The 16,452-nt window shown below is 52.7% G+C and carries 14 protein-coding genes and 2 tRNA genes; 3 read left to right on the forward strand and 13 right to left on the reverse strand.

What is annotated here, in order from left to right; translation table 11 throughout:
• Nucleotides 1-163: 163 nt before the first annotated feature.
• From folE to Q1K76_RS11630, 11 genes are all read right to left on the reverse strand, one after another.
• On the reverse strand, nt 164-754 hold the full coding sequence (gene folE, locus Q1K76_RS11580) for a GTP cyclohydrolase I FolE (RefSeq protein WP_300133562.1): 591 nt from the start codon (nt 752-754) through the stop codon (nt 164-166).
• A gap of 26 nt (nt 755-780) precedes the next feature.
• On the reverse strand, nt 781-1,284 hold the full coding sequence (locus Q1K76_RS11585) for an SPOR domain-containing protein (RefSeq protein ID WP_087409428.1): 504 nt from the start codon (nt 1,282-1,284) through the stop codon (nt 781-783).
• A gap of 83 nt (nt 1,285-1,367) precedes the next feature.
• On the reverse strand, nt 1,368-2,123 hold the full coding sequence (gene tpiA, locus Q1K76_RS11590) for a triose-phosphate isomerase (RefSeq protein ID WP_087409427.1): 756 nt from the start codon (nt 2,121-2,123) through the stop codon (nt 1,368-1,370).
• 28 nt (nt 2,124-2,151) lie between these two features.
• The gene (locus Q1K76_RS11595; protein ID WP_300133552.1) at nt 2,152-3,693 is read right to left on the reverse strand and encodes a BT_3928 family protein; all 1,542 of its coding nucleotides are present in this window, start codon (nt 3,691-3,693) and stop codon (nt 2,152-2,154) included.
• Nucleotides 3,674-4,225, reverse strand: a complete 552-nt coding sequence (locus Q1K76_RS11600) for a DUF1599 domain-containing protein (RefSeq protein ID WP_300133554.1) — start codon at nt 4,223-4,225, stop codon at nt 3,674-3,676. Before Q1K76_RS11600 ends, Q1K76_RS11595 begins: the two co-directional genes overlap by 20 nt.
• A gap of 189 nt (nt 4,226-4,414) precedes the next feature.
• Nucleotides 4,415-5,710 (reverse strand): tetratricopeptide repeat protein, encoded by a 1,296-nt coding sequence (locus tag Q1K76_RS11605; protein ID WP_087409425.1) that lies wholly within the window; start codon nt 5,708-5,710, stop codon nt 4,415-4,417.
• 393 nt (nt 5,711-6,103) lie between these two features.
• The gene (gene rplT, locus Q1K76_RS11610; protein WP_008860709.1) at nt 6,104-6,448 is read right to left on the reverse strand and encodes a 50S ribosomal protein L20; all 345 of its coding nucleotides are present in this window, start codon (nt 6,446-6,448) and stop codon (nt 6,104-6,106) included.
• A gap of 123 nt (nt 6,449-6,571) precedes the next feature.
• Nucleotides 6,572-6,769, reverse strand: coding sequence for a 50S ribosomal protein L35 (gene rpmI / locus Q1K76_RS11615; RefSeq protein ID WP_087409424.1), 198 nt, complete (start codon nt 6,767-6,769; stop codon nt 6,572-6,574).
• A gap of 51 nt (nt 6,770-6,820) precedes the next feature.
• Nucleotides 6,821-7,351, reverse strand: a complete 531-nt coding sequence (infC, locus tag Q1K76_RS11620; RefSeq protein WP_087409423.1) for a translation initiation factor IF-3 — start codon at nt 7,349-7,351, stop codon at nt 6,821-6,823.
• 56 nt (nt 7,352-7,407) lie between these two features.
• Complete coding sequence (gene thrS / locus Q1K76_RS11625; RefSeq protein ID WP_087409422.1) at nt 7,408-9,348, reverse strand: threonine--tRNA ligase; 1,941 nt, start codon at nt 9,346-9,348, stop codon at nt 7,408-7,410.
• Between the two features lie 158 nt (nt 9,349-9,506).
• Nucleotides 9,507-11,588 (reverse strand): tetratricopeptide repeat protein, encoded by a 2,082-nt coding sequence (locus tag Q1K76_RS11630; RefSeq protein WP_300133558.1) that lies wholly within the window; start codon nt 11,586-11,588, stop codon nt 9,507-9,509.
• Between the two features lie 185 nt (nt 11,589-11,773).
• On the opposite strand from Q1K76_RS11630, the gene Q1K76_RS11635 reads away from it, so the two are divergent.
• From Q1K76_RS11635 to Q1K76_RS11645, 3 genes are all read left to right on the forward strand, one after another.
• Nucleotides 11,774-13,060 carry an NAD(P)/FAD-dependent oxidoreductase gene (locus Q1K76_RS11635; protein ID WP_087409420.1) on the forward strand — a complete coding sequence of 429 codons (1,287 nt, stop codon included), beginning with the start codon at nt 11,774-11,776 and terminating at the stop codon, nt 13,058-13,060.
• A 55-nt stretch (nt 13,061-13,115) separates the two neighbouring features.
• Nucleotides 13,116-13,934, forward strand: a complete 819-nt coding sequence (locus Q1K76_RS11640) for an META domain-containing protein (RefSeq protein ID WP_087409419.1) — start codon at nt 13,116-13,118, stop codon at nt 13,932-13,934.
• Between the two features lie 297 nt (nt 13,935-14,231).
• Entirely contained in the window at nt 14,232-15,722 is a 1,491-nt protein-coding gene (locus Q1K76_RS11645; protein WP_298662097.1) for a hypothetical protein, read from the forward strand.
• 415 nt (nt 15,723-16,137) lie between these two features.
• On the opposite strand, the gene Q1K76_RS11650 is transcribed toward Q1K76_RS11645, so the two are convergent.
• Nucleotides 16,138-16,211, reverse strand: a tRNA-Arg gene (locus Q1K76_RS11650).
• A 58-nt stretch (nt 16,212-16,269) separates the two neighbouring features.
• A tRNA-Arg gene (locus Q1K76_RS11655) sits at nt 16,270-16,343 on the reverse strand.
• Nucleotides 16,344-16,452: the final 109 nt, after the last annotated feature.

Here is a 16,452-nt window from a genome sequence, read left to right on the forward strand (position 1 = left end):
AACCCGCGACCCCAACCTTGGCAAGGTTGTGCTCTACCAACTGAGCTATTTTCGCGATTGCGAGTGCAAAGATAAACCCTCTTTTTGACTTATGCAAGAGCTTTGCGAAATTTTCTCAAACATTTTTTTCATCAAAACGGGTTACTGTTTGATAAATAATTGGTTATTGCTCGCAAGAATTTTTACCGATGAGCGAATAAAATTCGCGGCGCCACTCGGGTTGCTCAAATTTACCGGTACAATCGTAGGTAACGGTGACGGCTCCCTGCTTCTCGACGCCCCGCATCTGCATGCAGAGGTGACGGGCTTCGACCATGACGATGACTCCTTCGGCCTCGAGAGTCTCGGCCAGACTGTGGCAGATTTGCGCCGTGAGACGCTCCTGCACCTGAAAGCGGCGGGCATATACCTCGACCAGGCGGGCTACCTTGCTGAGCCCTACGATGCCCTTGGTGGGGATATAGCCTACGTGCACCTTCCCGAAGAAGGGGAGCAGATGGTGCTCGCAGAAGGAGTAGAACTCGATGTCGCGTACAATGACGATGCGCGAACCGGTGTGCTCGAATATGGCCGACGATATGACGTCGCGTGCCGACTGACGATAGCCTTTGGTCAATTTCATCATTGCCTTGGCTGCCCGCTCGGGAGTTTTTCGCAGCCCTTCCCGATCGGGATCGTCGCCCAATAAAGAGATTATGGCCCGATAGTGTTCGGCCAGTTCCTTGCAAACCCGTTGTTGCTCTTCCGGGCTCATAACCTGTTCATCCATGAATCAACAAATTATTCGGTAAATCCTTGATGTATCTGTATTTGTATCTTATCGCGCACAATTCGCATCTCGCGAGCCATCTGGGGGAACTCCCGCCTCAACTCCCGCAGGGCGTTGCCGGCCTCTTCGTAGGAACGGAAATCGCCTACTCTCAGCCGCCAGAAGGGCGAAGTGAAGGTGACATAGGTGTCCAGCTCGGGGAAGGCCTGCCGGATGAGCCCCTCCTTGTAGAGGGCATTGTTCTTGGCGGTGCGGTAGTCGTTGTCGGAAAAGACCTGAATGCGGAATCCCGACGACTGGGCATAGCCCTTGTTGCCGTCGTACTTGACCACGCCTTCGGCCCGGCTTACCCGCTTGGCCAGCTCGGCCGGTTGCACCACTTTCACTTTGCCACCGGTCTCGGGACGCTCGAGGTACTGTACTATCGAGGTGTCGGAGACTGCGACTTGGGCTTGTGCCGTCGCGCCTGCCGCTCCTATCACGAGCAGGGCCAGTATTACATGTGATTTGCGCATAACCTACAACTTTTCAAAAACAATGAGGCTGCAAAAATAAGAATTTATTCCCACTTTTGCAGCCTCTGTGAAAATCTATTTTATTAGAATGCAGTAATAATGCCCATGAACGAGTCGGCTTTCAGGGCAGCACCACCAATCAGACCACCGTCTACGTCGGGTTTGGCGAAGAGCTCGGCAGCGTTGCTGGGTTTGCAGCTACCACCATAGAGAATCGAGGTGTTCTCGGCTACTTCGTTGCCATACTTCTCGGCAATGGTCTTGCGGATGAAGGCGTGAATCTCTTCGGCTTGGTCGGCCGTAGCAGTCTTGCCGGTACCGATGGCCCAAACCGGTTCGTAAGCCAGGATGATTTTACCGAAGTCTTCGGCCGAGAGGTTGAAGAGCGACTCTTCTACCTGTGCTTTTACGACATCGAAGTGTTTGCCGGCTTCGCGCTCTTCCAGAACTTCGCCGATGCAGAAGATGGGAGTCAGACCGTTGGCCAGAGCCAGGAGGACTTTCTCTTTCAGGATTTCGGGAGTTTCGTGATAATAGGCACGACGCTCGGAGTGGCCGAGGATTACGTATTGTGCACCCGTCGAAGCGACCATTTTGGCCGAAACTTCGCCCGTGAATGCGCCTTCGGTCTTGTCGGCACAGTTCTCGGCACCTACACCGATACGTTTGGTGTCGATAGCATTTACAACCGATACCAGGTGAGTGAACGGAGTGGCGATGATTACATCGCATTTGGTGGTTACACCGGCCAGAGCGGCGTCGATTTCTTTAGCCAAAGCCACGCCCTCTTGTACGGTCGTGTTCATTTTCCAGTTTCCTGCAACAATGTTTTTTCTCATAACAAATCTTTTTTAGAGGTTAAAAAAATTATTGTATTTCGTTTTGTTTCTTATTCTCGTTTTTCGGTTCGCTCGCAGGCGCAGACGATTCTGCTGCCAGGACTGCCTCCTCATCGACTGCCGGCTTCCCGCTATTGTCCTCAGGCTCTTCGTTTGCAGCGGCTACGTCGGTCGGGGTTGGGTCGGTCTCTTCGGGTCGAGGCGATGCCCCTGCCGCTTTAGCTTCTGCGGCCTTCAGGGCTTCGTGCTCGGCTTTGCGCCGGCGGCGTATGCGATTGAGCCTCCACAGCTTCACCCGCCCGATAATCATGGCCACAGTCTTCTCGGTCAACAGCAAGAAGAGCATGGGTATGACATAGAGCATCGCGATGAATCCCAGGCGATGGCGAGGCCTGTAGACCTCGGGCTGGCCGTAGTCGAGCTGGTCGAGCGGCTGGGTGAGCTGGGTCTCGTCAGGCAATTGCGAGGGTGCGGTCTTGCGCAAGATGGTTCCCCCCTTGAGCAACAGCACGCAAGGGTTGCCCCGCGCTATGGTGCGTATGGTGGTCTTGTCCATGAAATAGAAGGGGTACTCAGCTCCGGTATTCTCGAGCCAGGTTATTATGCCCTGCGGATTCGAGGCGGTGACGCAGGCAAAGGCGTAGCCCCGCTCCACACAGTAGTCGTAGAGCTCGTTTATGCGGTCTACCTCGCTGTCGTCGGCCCGCTCGAGGTCGGGCGAAAGCAACAGGATGCGGTAGTTGTCGTCGCCGAGGATTTCGTCGGTAATATCGTCGGCTCCCCGATAGATGGTAAATTCGTCGATGGCGGGAGCCTGCGGCCGGTCACTCTCAATCACCTTTTCGCGCCGGTCTACAAAGGTCCACCCCTCCTCTTCACCGGGAAGATTGTCGAGGGTAAACTCTTGTTGCCGCCCATCCTTTTCATAGATGAAGATAAACTCGTGCTGAGGCTCGCTGGCGGCAAGGGCATCGGGTATGTTGACCCCAATCTTGTAGGGACGGAAATCGAGATAGGGCTGGTAATTGATGCCGATATAGGCAAAGAAGAGGACAAAGACCAGCGAATAGAGCCCCGTGAGCCACTGTACTTCCCGGTTGTACAGAGCCCGCAACCGGGTATTGTCGTATACCAGAAAGACAGTTATCCCCAGCAGCACCAGATTCTTGAAGAAGGTGGCCCAGTTGCTCAAATGGACAGCATCGCCGAAACAGCCACAATCGGATATGGGATTGGCAATGGCCAGGTAGAGCGTGAGGGGAGTCATCACGCAGAGGAAAAGGAAGACCAGCCGCGGCGTGGACTTGCGGTACGACCCGAACAGCAGATGAACACCCAGCAAAAACTCGACCACCGAGAGGGCTACCGAGAAGAGCAGAGTGAACGACGAGAGGAACTCGAGGTGAAATGCGGCGAAATAGTCTTCAAACTTATAGGCGGTACCGTATGGGTCGACGGCTTTTACAAAGCCCGAAAAGACGAACGTCCCCCCGACAATCAGACGGGAGAGAAAAACAAGCCACTGTATCAGAAGGGCTTTGCGTTTCTCGTTAATCGTCTTGCTCTCCATACTCTATCTTTATAAGGCCAAACAGCGAGTAGTTAATCATGTCCATGTAGTTGGCATCGATACCCTCCGAGACGAGAGTCTTGCCTTCGTTGTCTTCGATTTGCTTGGTACGGCACACCTTGGTAAGAATCAGGTCGGTATAGGAGCTGATGCGCATGCTGCGCCACGCCTCATCGTAGTCGTGGTTCTTGGCATACATGAGGGTTTTGGTCTCGGTCATGTACTTGTCGTAGAGGGCCAGCGCCTCGTCGTTGCCGATATCCTCGCTGTCGGCATACCCGAGAGCCAGCTGAATGAGCCCGATGATACCGTAGTTGACGATACCGATGAACTCGGAGCGTATCCCCTCGTCGATTTTACTCTCGCCCTTGATTTCGATGCTTCTTATCCGCTTGGCCTTGATAAAAATCTGGTCGGTAAGCGATTGCGGGCGCAAGATGCGCCACGAAGCGCCGTAGTCCTTCAGCTTCTTGGCGAAGAGATCCCGACAAATAGATATTACATGCTCAAATTGCGCTACCGTATCGGCCATAACTAATCTTTTTTTTTAACTCACCCCGGCACCAGTATCCAAAGCCTCGAACACGAGAACCTTACACCTCGGCCGGCATGTGCGGTTTTTATCCCTGCAAAGTTACAATTTATTCCTAAAACTTGCACTCAAATGGCGATTGATATTTAGTCCGAGGGAGAGGGTGCTCTCTCCCCCACCCACTCCGCGCTAAAAGCCGAAGAACTCCATCAGCGCATCGGTCTCCTCCTCGCCCTCTTCGATCGAAGCGATATACTTGCGGGCTATCGTCCGACTCAAAGAGGTGGCGTTGGCATTGTCCACACACTTCTGGAACCAGGCCTTGGCTTTGGAGAGGTCGCTATCGATATATGCCGAAAGGCCCATATAGCATTGTGCCAAAGCATCGCCCTTGCTCGACATCAACAGCAGCTCGGCAATCGAAAGCGTGAGGTAGTTGAGATCCGTACGGTTCTGCTGCTGCAGCCACTTGCGGCAACAGTGGGCTGCCGCCAGCATGAAATTGCCCTTCTCGTAATACTTGAAGGCTATCTGGTAATCCCGGATTACACCAATACCCTCTTCATAACAGACGCCCAGTTTGAAACAGGCATCGTTCTCGCCCTGCTCGGCAGCCTCGGTATACCAGTAGGCAGCTGTCTTATAGTTGCGGTCCACACCCAAACTGTTGTAGTAGCACTCGCCCAATTGCAACGAGGCTTTGCCATATCCCTGTTTTGCGGCTTGACGCCACCAGTACACGGCTTGCTCGTAGTTCCCGTCGTCGAAATACTGCTGCCCCAGCACATACTGTGACACATCGATTCCCGACTGGGCATTGGCCAACGTCGAGGGGTCGACATGCGAGCCCGACGATGACGAAGAAGTGGATGCCGTCGAGGCCGACGTTGTGGAACTGCCGTCGGCCGACAGGCCCAGTTTGGACAGCCGCTGGCGGGCATCCTCATTGCCGCTCGCAGCCGCCTTGCGATAGTAACTGATGGCCAGCGACCGGTTGGAGGCAACCCCCTCCCCATTTTCGTAACACCAGCCCAGGTTGTAGCAGGCCGAAGGGAACTCCTGGTCGGCCGCCTTCTTGTACCACGAGGCCGCCTTTTCGTAGTTCCGCTCGACACCCCGTCCGTAGTAGTAGCACTCGCCCAGATTGTTCTGCGAGAAGCGGTTGCCCTGGTCGGCGCTGCGGCGATACCAGTACGCCGCTTCACCGAAATCCCGTGCGGTGCCGTAACCATTTTCATAGAAATAGCCTACCCACGACTGGGCATAGGCATCGCCTTGCTCGGCCGATTTCTTGGCCCAATAAAAAGCCTTGCTGTCATCTTTCGGGGCCCCCTTTTCCCCCTTCCAGTAGCACATGGCCAAATCGTACTGTGCATCACTGTTTCCGCTTTCGGCCTGTTGCTGGAGAGTAGCCAGCGACTCGGCCCAAGCCGTTGCCGTACTCAAGAGGAGAGCGAGTACGAGGCTTGCAAACATACGTTTCATTTCCCTTTATAATTATGATATTCAACGAATAATAGTCCCCTATAAAAAAGCCCGACTCCGTGCAGGGAAGCGGGCTATGTAAGGGGTCGTATCAAAGGATGCGATGAAACTCCGAAAGACAGGATTTGAGGGCCTCCGCCCCTTTGTAATCCACCGTGCAAAGCAAACCTCGAAAGGTTGTGGCCCGCCATTGGAACGGAAAGCGTGTCTCGGCATTTCATAATTTTTGATGAGTTTCCCAATCTACTCTGATACGACCGGGCTTTCTCTTTCTCTTTGATACAAAGCTATACAATTCCTTTGAATAAACAAAATATTTCGATAAAAAAATTTAGGGACCCCCTGTGCGGGAATCCCTAAACAGCTATAATAAAAGAAGATTATGCGTCTCTCTTATTTCACTTTCTCGACGATAGCCTTGAAAGCCTCGGGGTTGTTCATGGCCAGGTCGGCGAGAACCTTGCGGTTGATTTCGATGCCGGCTTTGTGAAGGGCGCCCATCAGTTTCGAGTAGGACATGCCTTCGAGGCGAGCGGCTGCATTGATACGTTGAATCCACAATGCACGGAAATTACGCTTATTGTTTTTGCGGTCACGGTAAGCATAGGTCAAACCTTTTTCCCAAGTGTTCTTGGCAACGGTCCATACGTTTTTGCGCGAACCATAGTAACCGCGGGTAAGTTTAAGAATCTTTTTTCTTTTTGCTCTTGAAGCAACGTGATTTACTGATCTTGGCATAGTTTTTTTTGTTTTGAATGTTAGCGCTACCGTTCAAGGTAAACTTCAAGCTAAAAACATTCGGTTAATAAATTTTGAAACTACTCTTTTGTGTGAGAAAATTTTTCGGAAACCCGTCGAGCATTATTTCAAGCCCAGCAATGCTTTTACATTGTTCACATCGACCGTCTTCAGCGTAGTCATGTGAGTGAGGTTTCTTTTTTGCTTTTTCGTCTTCTTCGTCAGAATGTGGCTTTTGTAAGCATGTTTTCTCTTGATTTTTCCTGTTCCGGTAAGGGCGAACCTCTTTTTGGCACCGGAATTAGTTTTAATCTTTGGCATTTTACTAAATTTTAATTTTATAATTGAATGAATAGTCTGTCCTATCTCTTCTTACTTTTTCTTGGGGCTTATCATGATAATCATGCGCTTCCCCTCGAGAACCGGCATCATCTCTACCTTGCCATAGTCTTCCAGGTCGTTGGCAAAACGCAGCAACAGCACCTCGCCCTGCTCCTTGAAAAGAATCGAGCGGCCTTTGAAGAATACGTAGGCTTTCACCTTGGCACCTTCGTTGAGGAAGCCGATGGCATGCTTCAACTTGAAGTTGTAGTCGTGATCGTCGGTTTGCGGTCCGAAACGAATCTCCTTCACCACAATCTTGGTCGATTTGGCCTTCTGCTCCTTCTGCCGTTTCTTCTGCTGATAGAGGAATTTCTGATAATCCAGAATCTTGCATACAGGCGGTACTGCATTGGGAGAAATCTCGATCAAATCGAGACCTTGCTCGTCGGCCATGTGCATAGCTTCCTGTATGGTGTAAACACCCTGCTCTACATTATCGCCGACCAGACGCACCTCTTTGGCACGGATGCGTTCGTTGACACGATATTGATCTTTAATGTCATTCTTTTTTGCAGGCATAGGTCTGTTAGGCCTACCGGCCTGCGGTTGTGGTTGTGGTTTTTTCTCCATTCAGATTACCATTCTTTGAGTAATTCTTCTACTTCTGCATTTAAATTTGCGGCAAAGGTAGCAATTTTCATCGAACCTTTATCACCTTCGCCCTGTTTTCTTACAGAAACTTCACCATTTTCGGCCTCTTTTTCACCAACAATGAGCAAATAGGGAATCCGTTTCATCTCGTTGTCGCGAATCTTACGGCCAATCTTTTCGTTACGATCGTCGACGATGGCACGAATATCTTGCTCGGCCAACTGGCTGGCTACCTGTTGTGCATAGTCGTTGTACTTGGCACTGATGGGCAGGATAGCTACCTGGTCGGGGGTGAGCCACAAGGGGAATTTACCGCCGGTGTGCTCGATGAGCACGGCTACGAAACGCTCCATCGAACCGAAGGGGGCACGGTGAATCATGACGGGGCGGTGTTTCTGGTTGTCGCTGCCGGTGTATTCAAGTTCGAAACGCTCGGGCAGGTTGTAGTCGACCTGAATCGTACCCAGCTGCCAGCGACGGCCCAGAGCATCCTTGACCATGAAGTCGAGCTTCGGTCCGTAGAAGGCGGCTTCGCCATACTCTACACGGGCTTTCAACCCTTTTTCCTCGCAAGCCTCTACGATGGCACGCTCGGCCTTCTCCCAGTTTTCGTCGCTACCGATATATTTCTCGCGGTGAACGGGGTCACGCAGCGAAATCTGAGCTTCGAAGTTGTCGAACTTCAAAGCCTTGAAGATAATGAAGATAATATCCATCACCTTCAGGAACTCCTCTTTCAACTGGTCGGGACGGCAGAAGATGTGGGCATCGTCTTGCGTAAAGCAACGTACACGGGTCAAGCCGTGCAGCTCGCCGCTCTGTTCGTAACGGTATACCGTACCGAACTCGGCGAAACGCAGCGGCAGGTCTTTGTACGAACGGGGCGATACTTTATATATCTCGCAGTGGTGCGGGCAGTTCATGGGTTTGAGCAGATACTCTTCGCCCTCCTCGGGAGTGTGGATGGGCTGGAACGAGTCTTTGCCGTATTTGGCATAGTGGCCCGATGTTACATAGAGCATCTTGTTACCGATGTGCGGCGTGATTACCTGCAGGTAGCCGAAGCGTTTCTGTACCTTGCGCAGCATGGCCTCGAGGCGATCGCGCAACTGGGTACCGCGGGGCAACCACAAAGGCAGACCGGGACCTACGTTGGGCGAGAAGGCAAAGAGCTCCATCTCCTTGCCAATCTTGCGGTGGTCGCGTTTCTTGGCCTCTTCGAGCAATACGAGGTATTCGTCGAGCATCTTCTTCTTGGGGAAAGAGATACCGTAGACGCGCACCAGCTGTTTGCGCGTTTCGTCGCCGCGCCAGTAGGCACCGGCCAGCGAAGTAATCTTCACGGCCTTGATGAGCCCGGTATTGGGCAAGTGCGGGCCACGGCACAAGTCGGTAAATGCGCCTTGCGTATAGGTGGTGATAGTTCCGTCTTCAAGTTCGCTGATGAGTTCGACCTTATACTCTTCGCCGCGTTTGCCAAACATGTCGAGGGCATCGGCTTTGGAAATTTCTTTCCGTACGATGGGGTCTTTGTGACCGGCCAGCTCGAGCATCTTGGCCTCGATGGTGGGAAAATCGGCAGCGGTAATGGTAGCTTCGCCCGGGTCTACATCGTAGTAGAAACCATTTTCAACAGCCGGACCGATACCGAATTTGATACCGGGATAGAGCTCTTGCAGGGCCTCGGCCAGCAAGTGAGCCGACGAGTGCCAAAAGGCATGCTTGCCTTCGGGATCGTCCCATTTGAAGAGTTTGATGGCCGCATCGGCAGTAACGGGACGGGTAAGGTCCCACTCCTGACCATTGACAGTTGCGGCAAGAACTTCCTGTGCCAACCGGGGGCTGATGCTCTCGGCAATCTGTAAAGGGGTAATGCCAGACTCAAATTCCTTTACCGAATTATCGGGAAATGTAATCTTAATCATCTTTTCTTTCCTTTATCTTTTCAACAATTCTTGAAAAACGTCTCTATATTGATACGCAAATTTTATTCCATATATGGTGGCATCCGGTGTGTACCTTTATACCAAGGCACAAAAGTAATAATTATTTCATTACGGAAACGGATATTTATAAAAATCTTTTAGTCACTCAACCGTTTCAACAGATTGTAGGCTGCCACCACGCCCAATTCGCCGGCTTTACTCAAATCGGCAGTACCGGCAGCGGTGTTGCCCTGCCTCAAGTAGACGAGACCGCGATTGTAGTAGGCGTCGCCAAAGTCGGGACGCAACTCTATGGCCTGGGTGTAGTCGGCAATAGCTCCCCGATAGTCTTGTTGCGAGCAGCGCAGGTTGCCGCGATTATAGTAGGCATAGATGAATCGGGGCGAATCTTCAATCACTTTTTCGTAGTCGCGCAAAACCATTTCGTACTCCATCTTCAGGTTTTCGTTCCCCAGTGCCGCAAAGCCCATCGGGGTAAAGTCGTTGCCCTCTTTCTTGCGCTGGGCCTGGAAGTCGAGATTCTGAGCCGATGCCGAAGAGATTTCATACTCAATCTGCTTGGCCCGCACGACAGCCCGCAGGAAGTAGGCCATGGTGAAGTTGCGGCTGGTCATAATGGCCCGGTTGAGGTCGTCGAGCGCACTGGCAAAGTCTTGCACGAGCATGAAGTCGACCGCCCGGCCGAAGTAGGCCAACGGGTTGGAGGGGTTGATCTCGATCAGACGCGAGAAGTCGTTGATCGAAGAGAAATGGTAGTTGATCTGGTCGGAGAGCAAAGCGGCCTCGGAGTTGGTAAGCAGCAGTTTCTTGGCGAAAACATGGGTATCGTTGAGCTCTTCCAGCTCCTTGACATAGTAGATGTTCTGGCGCACGGCATCGGGGCGCTCGTAGTAGGTGAGCACATACATGGGTTGTATCGACACCTGCACGTTCTGGTCTTGCACCCGGCCGCGTATTTTGTTCTCATACTCGGGTTTGTACTCGGTTTGGGCATCGGCCACGAGTATCTGGTTGAACTTGTTGATGTTCTTGTCCGACTCGGAACGCTCGTCGGCAGCCTGTCCCGATTTGCTCGTGGTACCGGCGGCAGCCGTAGCCTCGTCGATGGGTTCGTACTTGGTCTTCTTCTGCAGGTCGAGGGCCAGCATGAAATCTTTCTCGCCCCCCTTCATATCGCCCATTTTACGCTTGGCCTCGGAGCGGGCAAAGAAACCGGCGGCAAAGTCGGGGTACTGCTTCAGCACCACGTCGAAGTCGGCAATAGCTTTGCCGTAACTGCCTATCATATCGTAGAGCAGGGCCCGGTTGTAGATGGCAAAGTAGTTGTCGGGCTCGGCCTTGATTACCTCTGTAAAGTCCGATATGGCCTTGTTGCGCTCACCCACCTGCATGCGCAAGAGACCGCGGTTGTAGTGGGTCATGGTGTTGCCGGGGTCGAGCTGGAGTATGTGGTCATAGTCGGCCATGGCACCTTGCAGATCGTCCTGGTGATACTTGATGCGGGCCCGGTTGAAGTAGTACGAAACCTCCTTGGGGTCGAGCCGCAGGGCCTCGTTCATATCGGCCAGCGCCGAGTCGTAGTCGGCATCGTGCAACACCTTGATGATGGCCCGCTGGGCGTATGCCCCCGACATGTACTTGTCTATCGAGATAGCCTTGTCGATGTCGGCCATGGCCTTGATGGTGTCGCCCTTCTCGAGGTAGAACTGCGCCCGGCTCATATAGCCGTTGTAGTAGTTGGGATGCAGGGCGATGAGCTTGTCGAAACTCTTTTCGGCCTCGTCGTATTTTTTCAGTTGCACCTCAGCAATCGCCTTGTTGTTCAGGAAAGTACGATCTTCGGGAGCATAGCGAAGCCCCTCGGTATAGTCATCGATGGCCCCTTGATAATTACCCAGATTCTGCCGGGCGATACCCCTCACCTGGTAAGCGTTCACGATAAAGGGGTTGCGCTCGATACAGAGCGTGCAATCCTCCTCGGCACCCTTGTAGTCGTCGAGGCTGAGCTTGGCGATACCCCGGTAGAAATAGGGCTCGGCCATATAGGGTTTCACCTTGATTACCTGATTGAAATATTGCATCGACAAGATGTAATCCTCGAAGTAGAGAGCGTTGCGCCCGATATTCATCACCCGGTCGGTGTTGATCTGAGCCACAGACCAGAGAGAAGAGAGCGAGAACAACAATAGTATGGTGTAGGACTTGATTGTAAGTTTCATTAAACGCGTAACATGATTATCAGACAAATGTACGCAAATAATGAGAAATCATCGCAAGGGCGTGAAAATTTTATAAGTTTTTTCTTTTCTCGCCACCGCCATGAACATTTTTTACAGCCGGCTGTCTTATAGGGAACAGACCAAACTTTTTTATTATCTTTACACCCCCAAAAATTTACACAGACATGACAACAGACAAACATAACGAAAATGAGTTGAAGCACCTCGTCATCGTGGGTGGCGGGTTTGCAGGCTTCCTGCTGTCGAAAAAAATCGACCACCGACAATACCGGGTGACACTGGTAGACCGGAAAAACTTTCATGCTTTCCCGCCTCTGTTTTACCAGATAGCCTCATCGGGTCTCGAGCCGGCGGCCATCTGCTTCCCCTTCCGAAAAGAGTTGCGCAAACTGCGTCACGTGCGGTTCCACATGGGCGAAGCCCTCTCGGTCGATACCGAAAAACGAGAACTCATCACCAACACCGGGACCATCCCGTACGACTATCTGGTGCTGGCCACGGGTACGACCAACAACTTTTTCAACATGCCCGAATTGCGGGAACGGGTCTATACCCTTAAATCAACTGCCGAAGCTATCAGACTGAGAAACGAGATATTGTTCTGCTTGGAGCGGGCCTGTACCTGCGCCGATGCCGAATCGCGCCGCACGCTGCTCTGCTTTACCGTCGTGGGCGGAGGTCCTACCGGAGTAGAGATTGCGGGTGCTTTGGGTGAAATGAAGAAGTACATTCTGGCTCGGGAATACCCCGAGATCAGTCCTAGCGATATGCGCGTCGTTATCGTCGAAGGTTCAGACCGCCTCTTGCAGAATATGAGTACCGAAGCCTCTACCAAGTCGCGCCAATACCTCGAAGAGCTCGAGGTCGAGGTGATGACGGGCCATACCATGAAATCGTTCGAGAACTATGTGGCAAGCCTCGACAACGGAGAGCAAATCAAAAGCCATACCCTCATCTGGACCGCCGGTATCACCGGCCAACCGCTGGAGGGTATCCCGGCCGAATCTATCGCCAGAGGAAAACGCATCATCACCGACGAATACAACCGGGTGAAAGGGTGCGACCGCATCTTTGCCATCGGCGATATTGCCCTGCTTACCGAGAAGAATTACCCCAAAGGCCACCCGCAGGTGGCCCAGGTGGCCATCCAACAGAGCGAACTGCTGGCCCAGAATCTGAACAAGGGGAGCTTCGACACCCCCTTCCACTACAAGGACAAGGGCAACATGGCCACCATCGGCCGCAACAAGGCGGTAGCCGACCTGCCTCACCTGAAGCTCTACGGCCGTCCCGCCTGGTTCACCTGGATGGGAGTACACCTCGTATCCATACTGGGTATGAAAAACAAGATTATCACGCTGCTCAACTGGTGCTGGTACTACTTCACCTATAACGCCACGCTGCGGCTGCTGATACGTCCTACCCGATTCCCGAAACGGAACGAGGAGTAACCGCCCGGTCACACACCGATACTTTTTTTTTTGTAAACAGATAAAATACGGAACCATGAGATACAAGTTGCTTACCCCGCTGGGCGTGCTGTTGCTGCTGTCGTTTACAGCCTGCAAAACGACCCAGAAGAGCGCTGTCGTCGAAAAGGAGGAGACCGAAACGCAAGAGCCCCGCAAGATACCGACCATCCCCCGCGAAGAGTTCGGCGGGACGTGGATTATCGCCACGGCCGAACGCCACGACGTGGTAGGCGAAACACCGGCCGAAATCACCTTCGACCTGGCCACCGGCCGCATCTATGGCAACGACGGCTGCAACGTAGTGAACGGCACTTTCGCCCTCGGCGACGAGAACGAGCTGGAGTTCGGGTCGCTCATCTCGACCCAAAAGGATTGCGGACCCGAAGTGACCGACCGCGCCGTACTCCGCGCCCTGAACAATACCCGCTCCTACAAGCGGGCTCACGGCGACGAGTTGCGCATCAGACTGTGCGATCGTCGGGGCCGCACCGTAATGACACTCGAGAAGCGACAGGTCGACCTGCTGAACGGGGCCTGGCGAGTGACAGCCATCGAGGGAACCGCCATCGCCGAAAAGCAGCCCAAACTGGTTATCGACATACCCGAGGCCAAACTCTCGGGCTTTGCCGGCTGCAACCGCATATTCGGGCACATCGCACTGGACGGGACTCCCTGTGGCATTGCCTTCACGCAGGTGGCCTCTACCCGCAAGAGCTGCCCCGAGATGGAAACCGAGACCCAGTTGCTCGCGGCTCTCGAGCTGGTGACCGGCTTCTACCCGATAGACGACACCCACGCCGTGCTCTACCAACACCCCGATACCCCCCTCATCACCCTCGAAAAGGGACTTTAATCGGGCCAAACCCATCCAAGAAATTGTTTTGTCACAGGAAATAAATGCCCTCGAAAGGTGCATTTGTTTCCTTTTTTTCGTATCTTTGTAAAAGATAGGAGGCGGTTCGACATTGCCCAACCCAGACCCCTGTTCCGGTTGGCCTCTGCACTCAACTCTCGCTATCCTTGTAAAAGACAGAAAAACCAGAAGGAATCGAATGATGAAAAACACAATCTTTCATTGAACCCTAATCCTTCACTTCTCGATTGTATCAGTGTCAGTCCTGCATATTCACCTTAAATAAAATAACTGCTTATGAAAAAAATTTCTACTCTTCTCCTGTTGGCCGCTCTCTCTACCGGCTCATTCAGTCTGCAAGCCGCCTATTCGGGGGTGGGCACCTTCAACAAGATTGCTTCGGCCAGTGAAATCACTACGGGGTCATACGTATTCATGGCCAACGACCAAGCCATGAGCAACGACTTCAACAAACGCTTCACAGCCGTAGCTCTCACTTATGCCGACGGTACCAAAACATCGATTACCGACCCCGATGCCAGCATCGTCTTCGACATCGTAGCCGATAACGGTACCCTCACCATCACCAACGGCGACCGCATCGTGGCCTACAAGGGCGACGGTACCGAGTTTACCTTCAACACCAGCCACGCTCAGGATGCCACACTGGAACAGTGGACGGCCGCAGATGGCACGAAAGGTATCATCGTGAAAAACGTAAACACCAACACCCGCTACATCATGTTGCGCGAATCGTCGGGTACCTTCGGTGTCTATGCCAGCTCGAACGAAAACAACTCGGACTACTTCACCCTCACCTTGTTCAAGAAGGCCGACAACGGCATCTCGCCCGAATTGGCCTTTGACAACGGGAAAGACCGCTACAAAACTTTTGCCGAGGGGTATACCTTCAGCAGCACAGCCTCTTCAAAATCGGCAAGCCCCATCGCATACAGCAGCTCCAACACGGCTGTCGCCACCATCGACAACAGCGGCACCGTGACCCTCAAAGGTGTGGGTGAGACCGAAATCAAAGCCGAAGTGGCCGCCAACGACACCTACGAAGGTGCCGCCGTCAGCTACAAACTGACCGTAGTCAACCCGTCGGCCGAACTGCCCTATGTGACCAGTTTCAAAAACGGTCTGGGCGACTGGCTCAACTACTGCGTAACCGGCACCCTGCCCTGGGAGTCGCACGAGAACTACGGTGCCCAAATCAACGGCTACAACAAGGGGTCCAGCGAAACCTGGCTGGTATCGCCCACTGTATCGAACGAGACGGTATACCTGGCTTTCTCGGCCTACACGAAGTATACCGGCAGCGAAGGCACCGGCCTGTTCCTGCTCTACTCGACAAACTTCGACCCCAACGCCATGGATAGCCCCGCCGAGGCAACCTGGACCGAAATCACCGACCAGGCCAACTGGCCGGCCGAAGGTTCGGGCGAAACCGTAGCCTCGGGTACCATCACGCTCTCGGGCTTGACGGCTCCCGTTCGTGTCGCCTTCAAATATACCTGTGGCGAAGAGGCTTCGCAATGGTCGCTCACCGACTTGATTCTGTCGAACCAGACTCCCGGCTCGGTCGACGAGACTACCCTCTCGGGTCTGAAGGTAATCAGCGGTCGAGGCGAAATCACGCTTCTCACCGACCAGGAGACCGAGATTGCGGTCTATGCCCTCACCGGAGCCCAGGTACTCCGCACCACTGTGGCTGCCGGCAGCACACCTATTGCCCTGCCGGCCGGTATCTATCTGGTGAACGGTGTTAAGGTTATCGTATTCTAAGGAAACTAAAAAAAGAGTCTATTCCCAAGGGCTGCACCCGAAACATCGGATGCAGCCCTTGCTCTTTACGGGTCAGTCGACATCAAGCCGACTTATGAAATCAAACTAATAAAATAGTTTATATACTATTATAATAATTCCATTTGAAACTATAAGCCTCTTCACGCTCCCAGCTCGACAGCTTCTGTAAAAAATGAAGCCGACCGATACCGGGTGACCCGGATATACATAAGAACTCGCCGACGAGAAGTCTATCTCGCCGCTTGCGTCAAGACCAGAAACGGGCGGGAAAGCCAGTAGAGGCAGATATGAAGCCCGAAATAATCGGGAGGTGTGATTTTGCAAACAGAGGAGAGCGGGAAACGACAGGTATAAAAAAAGAGATAGTCACCCGTGAGAGCGACTATCTCTTGAGTGACTCCAACAGGATTCAAACCTGTAACCTTCTGATCCGTAGTCAGATGCTCTATTCAGTTAAGCTATGGAGCCAATCCTTAATTTTGTTTTTTCATATCGACCGCCCTCGCTCGGACGGCTTTGCTCTGAGTGACTCCAACAGGATTCAAACCTGTAACCTTCTGATCCGTAGTCAGATGCTCTATTCAGTTAAGCTATGGAGCCAATCCTTAATTTTGTTTTTTCATATCGACCGCCCTCGCTCGGACGGCTTTGCTCTGAGTGACTCCAACAGGATTCAAACCTGTAACCTTCTGATCCGTAGTCAGATGCT

The organism is uncultured Barnesiella sp., from assembly GCF_946496565.1.
GTDB classification, from domain to species: domain Bacteria; phylum Bacteroidota; class Bacteroidia; order Bacteroidales; family Barnesiellaceae; genus Barnesiella; species Barnesiella merdigallinarum.

What these genes read in the sequence shown, in the direction of transcription:
- folE (WP_300133562.1), bottom strand. Translation starts at nt 754, where the DNA reads ATGAGCCCGGAAGAGCAACAACGGGTTTGCAAGGAACTGGCCGAACAC.
- Q1K76_RS11585 (WP_087409428.1), bottom strand. Translation starts at nt 1,284, where the DNA reads ATGCGCAAATCACATGTAATACTGGCCCTGCTCGTGATAGGAGCGGCA.
- tpiA (WP_087409427.1), bottom strand. Translation starts at nt 2,123, where the DNA reads ATGAGAAAAAACATTGTTGCAGGAAACTGGAAAATGAACACGACCGTA.
- Q1K76_RS11595 (WP_300133552.1), bottom strand. Translation starts at nt 3,693, where the DNA reads ATGGAGAGCAAGACGATTAACGAGAAACGCAAAGCCCTTCTGATACAG.
- Q1K76_RS11600 (WP_300133554.1), bottom strand. Translation starts at nt 4,225, where the DNA reads ATGGCCGATACGGTAGCGCAATTTGAGCATGTAATATCTATTTGTCGG.
- Q1K76_RS11605 (WP_087409425.1), bottom strand. Translation starts at nt 5,710, where the DNA reads ATGAAACGTATGTTTGCAAGCCTCGTACTCGCTCTCCTCTTGAGTACG.
- rplT (WP_008860709.1), bottom strand. Translation starts at nt 6,448, where the DNA reads ATGCCAAGATCAGTAAATCACGTTGCTTCAAGAGCAAAAAGAAAAAAG.
- rpmI (WP_087409424.1), bottom strand. Translation starts at nt 6,769, where the DNA reads ATGCCAAAGATTAAAACTAATTCCGGTGCCAAAAAGAGGTTCGCCCTT.
- infC (WP_087409423.1), bottom strand. Translation starts at nt 7,351, where the DNA reads ATGCCTGCAAAAAAGAATGACATTAAAGATCAATATCGTGTCAACGAA.
- thrS (WP_087409422.1), bottom strand. Translation starts at nt 9,348, where the DNA reads ATGATTAAGATTACATTTCCCGATAATTCGGTAAAGGAATTTGAGTCT.
- Q1K76_RS11630 (WP_300133558.1), bottom strand. Translation starts at nt 11,588, where the DNA reads ATGAAACTTACAATCAAGTCCTACACCATACTATTGTTGTTCTCGCTC.
- Q1K76_RS11635 (WP_087409420.1), top strand. Translation starts at nt 11,774, where the DNA reads ATGACAACAGACAAACATAACGAAAATGAGTTGAAGCACCTCGTCATC.
- Q1K76_RS11640 (WP_087409419.1), top strand. Translation starts at nt 13,116, where the DNA reads ATGAGATACAAGTTGCTTACCCCGCTGGGCGTGCTGTTGCTGCTGTCG.
- Q1K76_RS11645 (WP_298662097.1), top strand. Translation starts at nt 14,232, where the DNA reads ATGAAAAAAATTTCTACTCTTCTCCTGTTGGCCGCTCTCTCTACCGGC.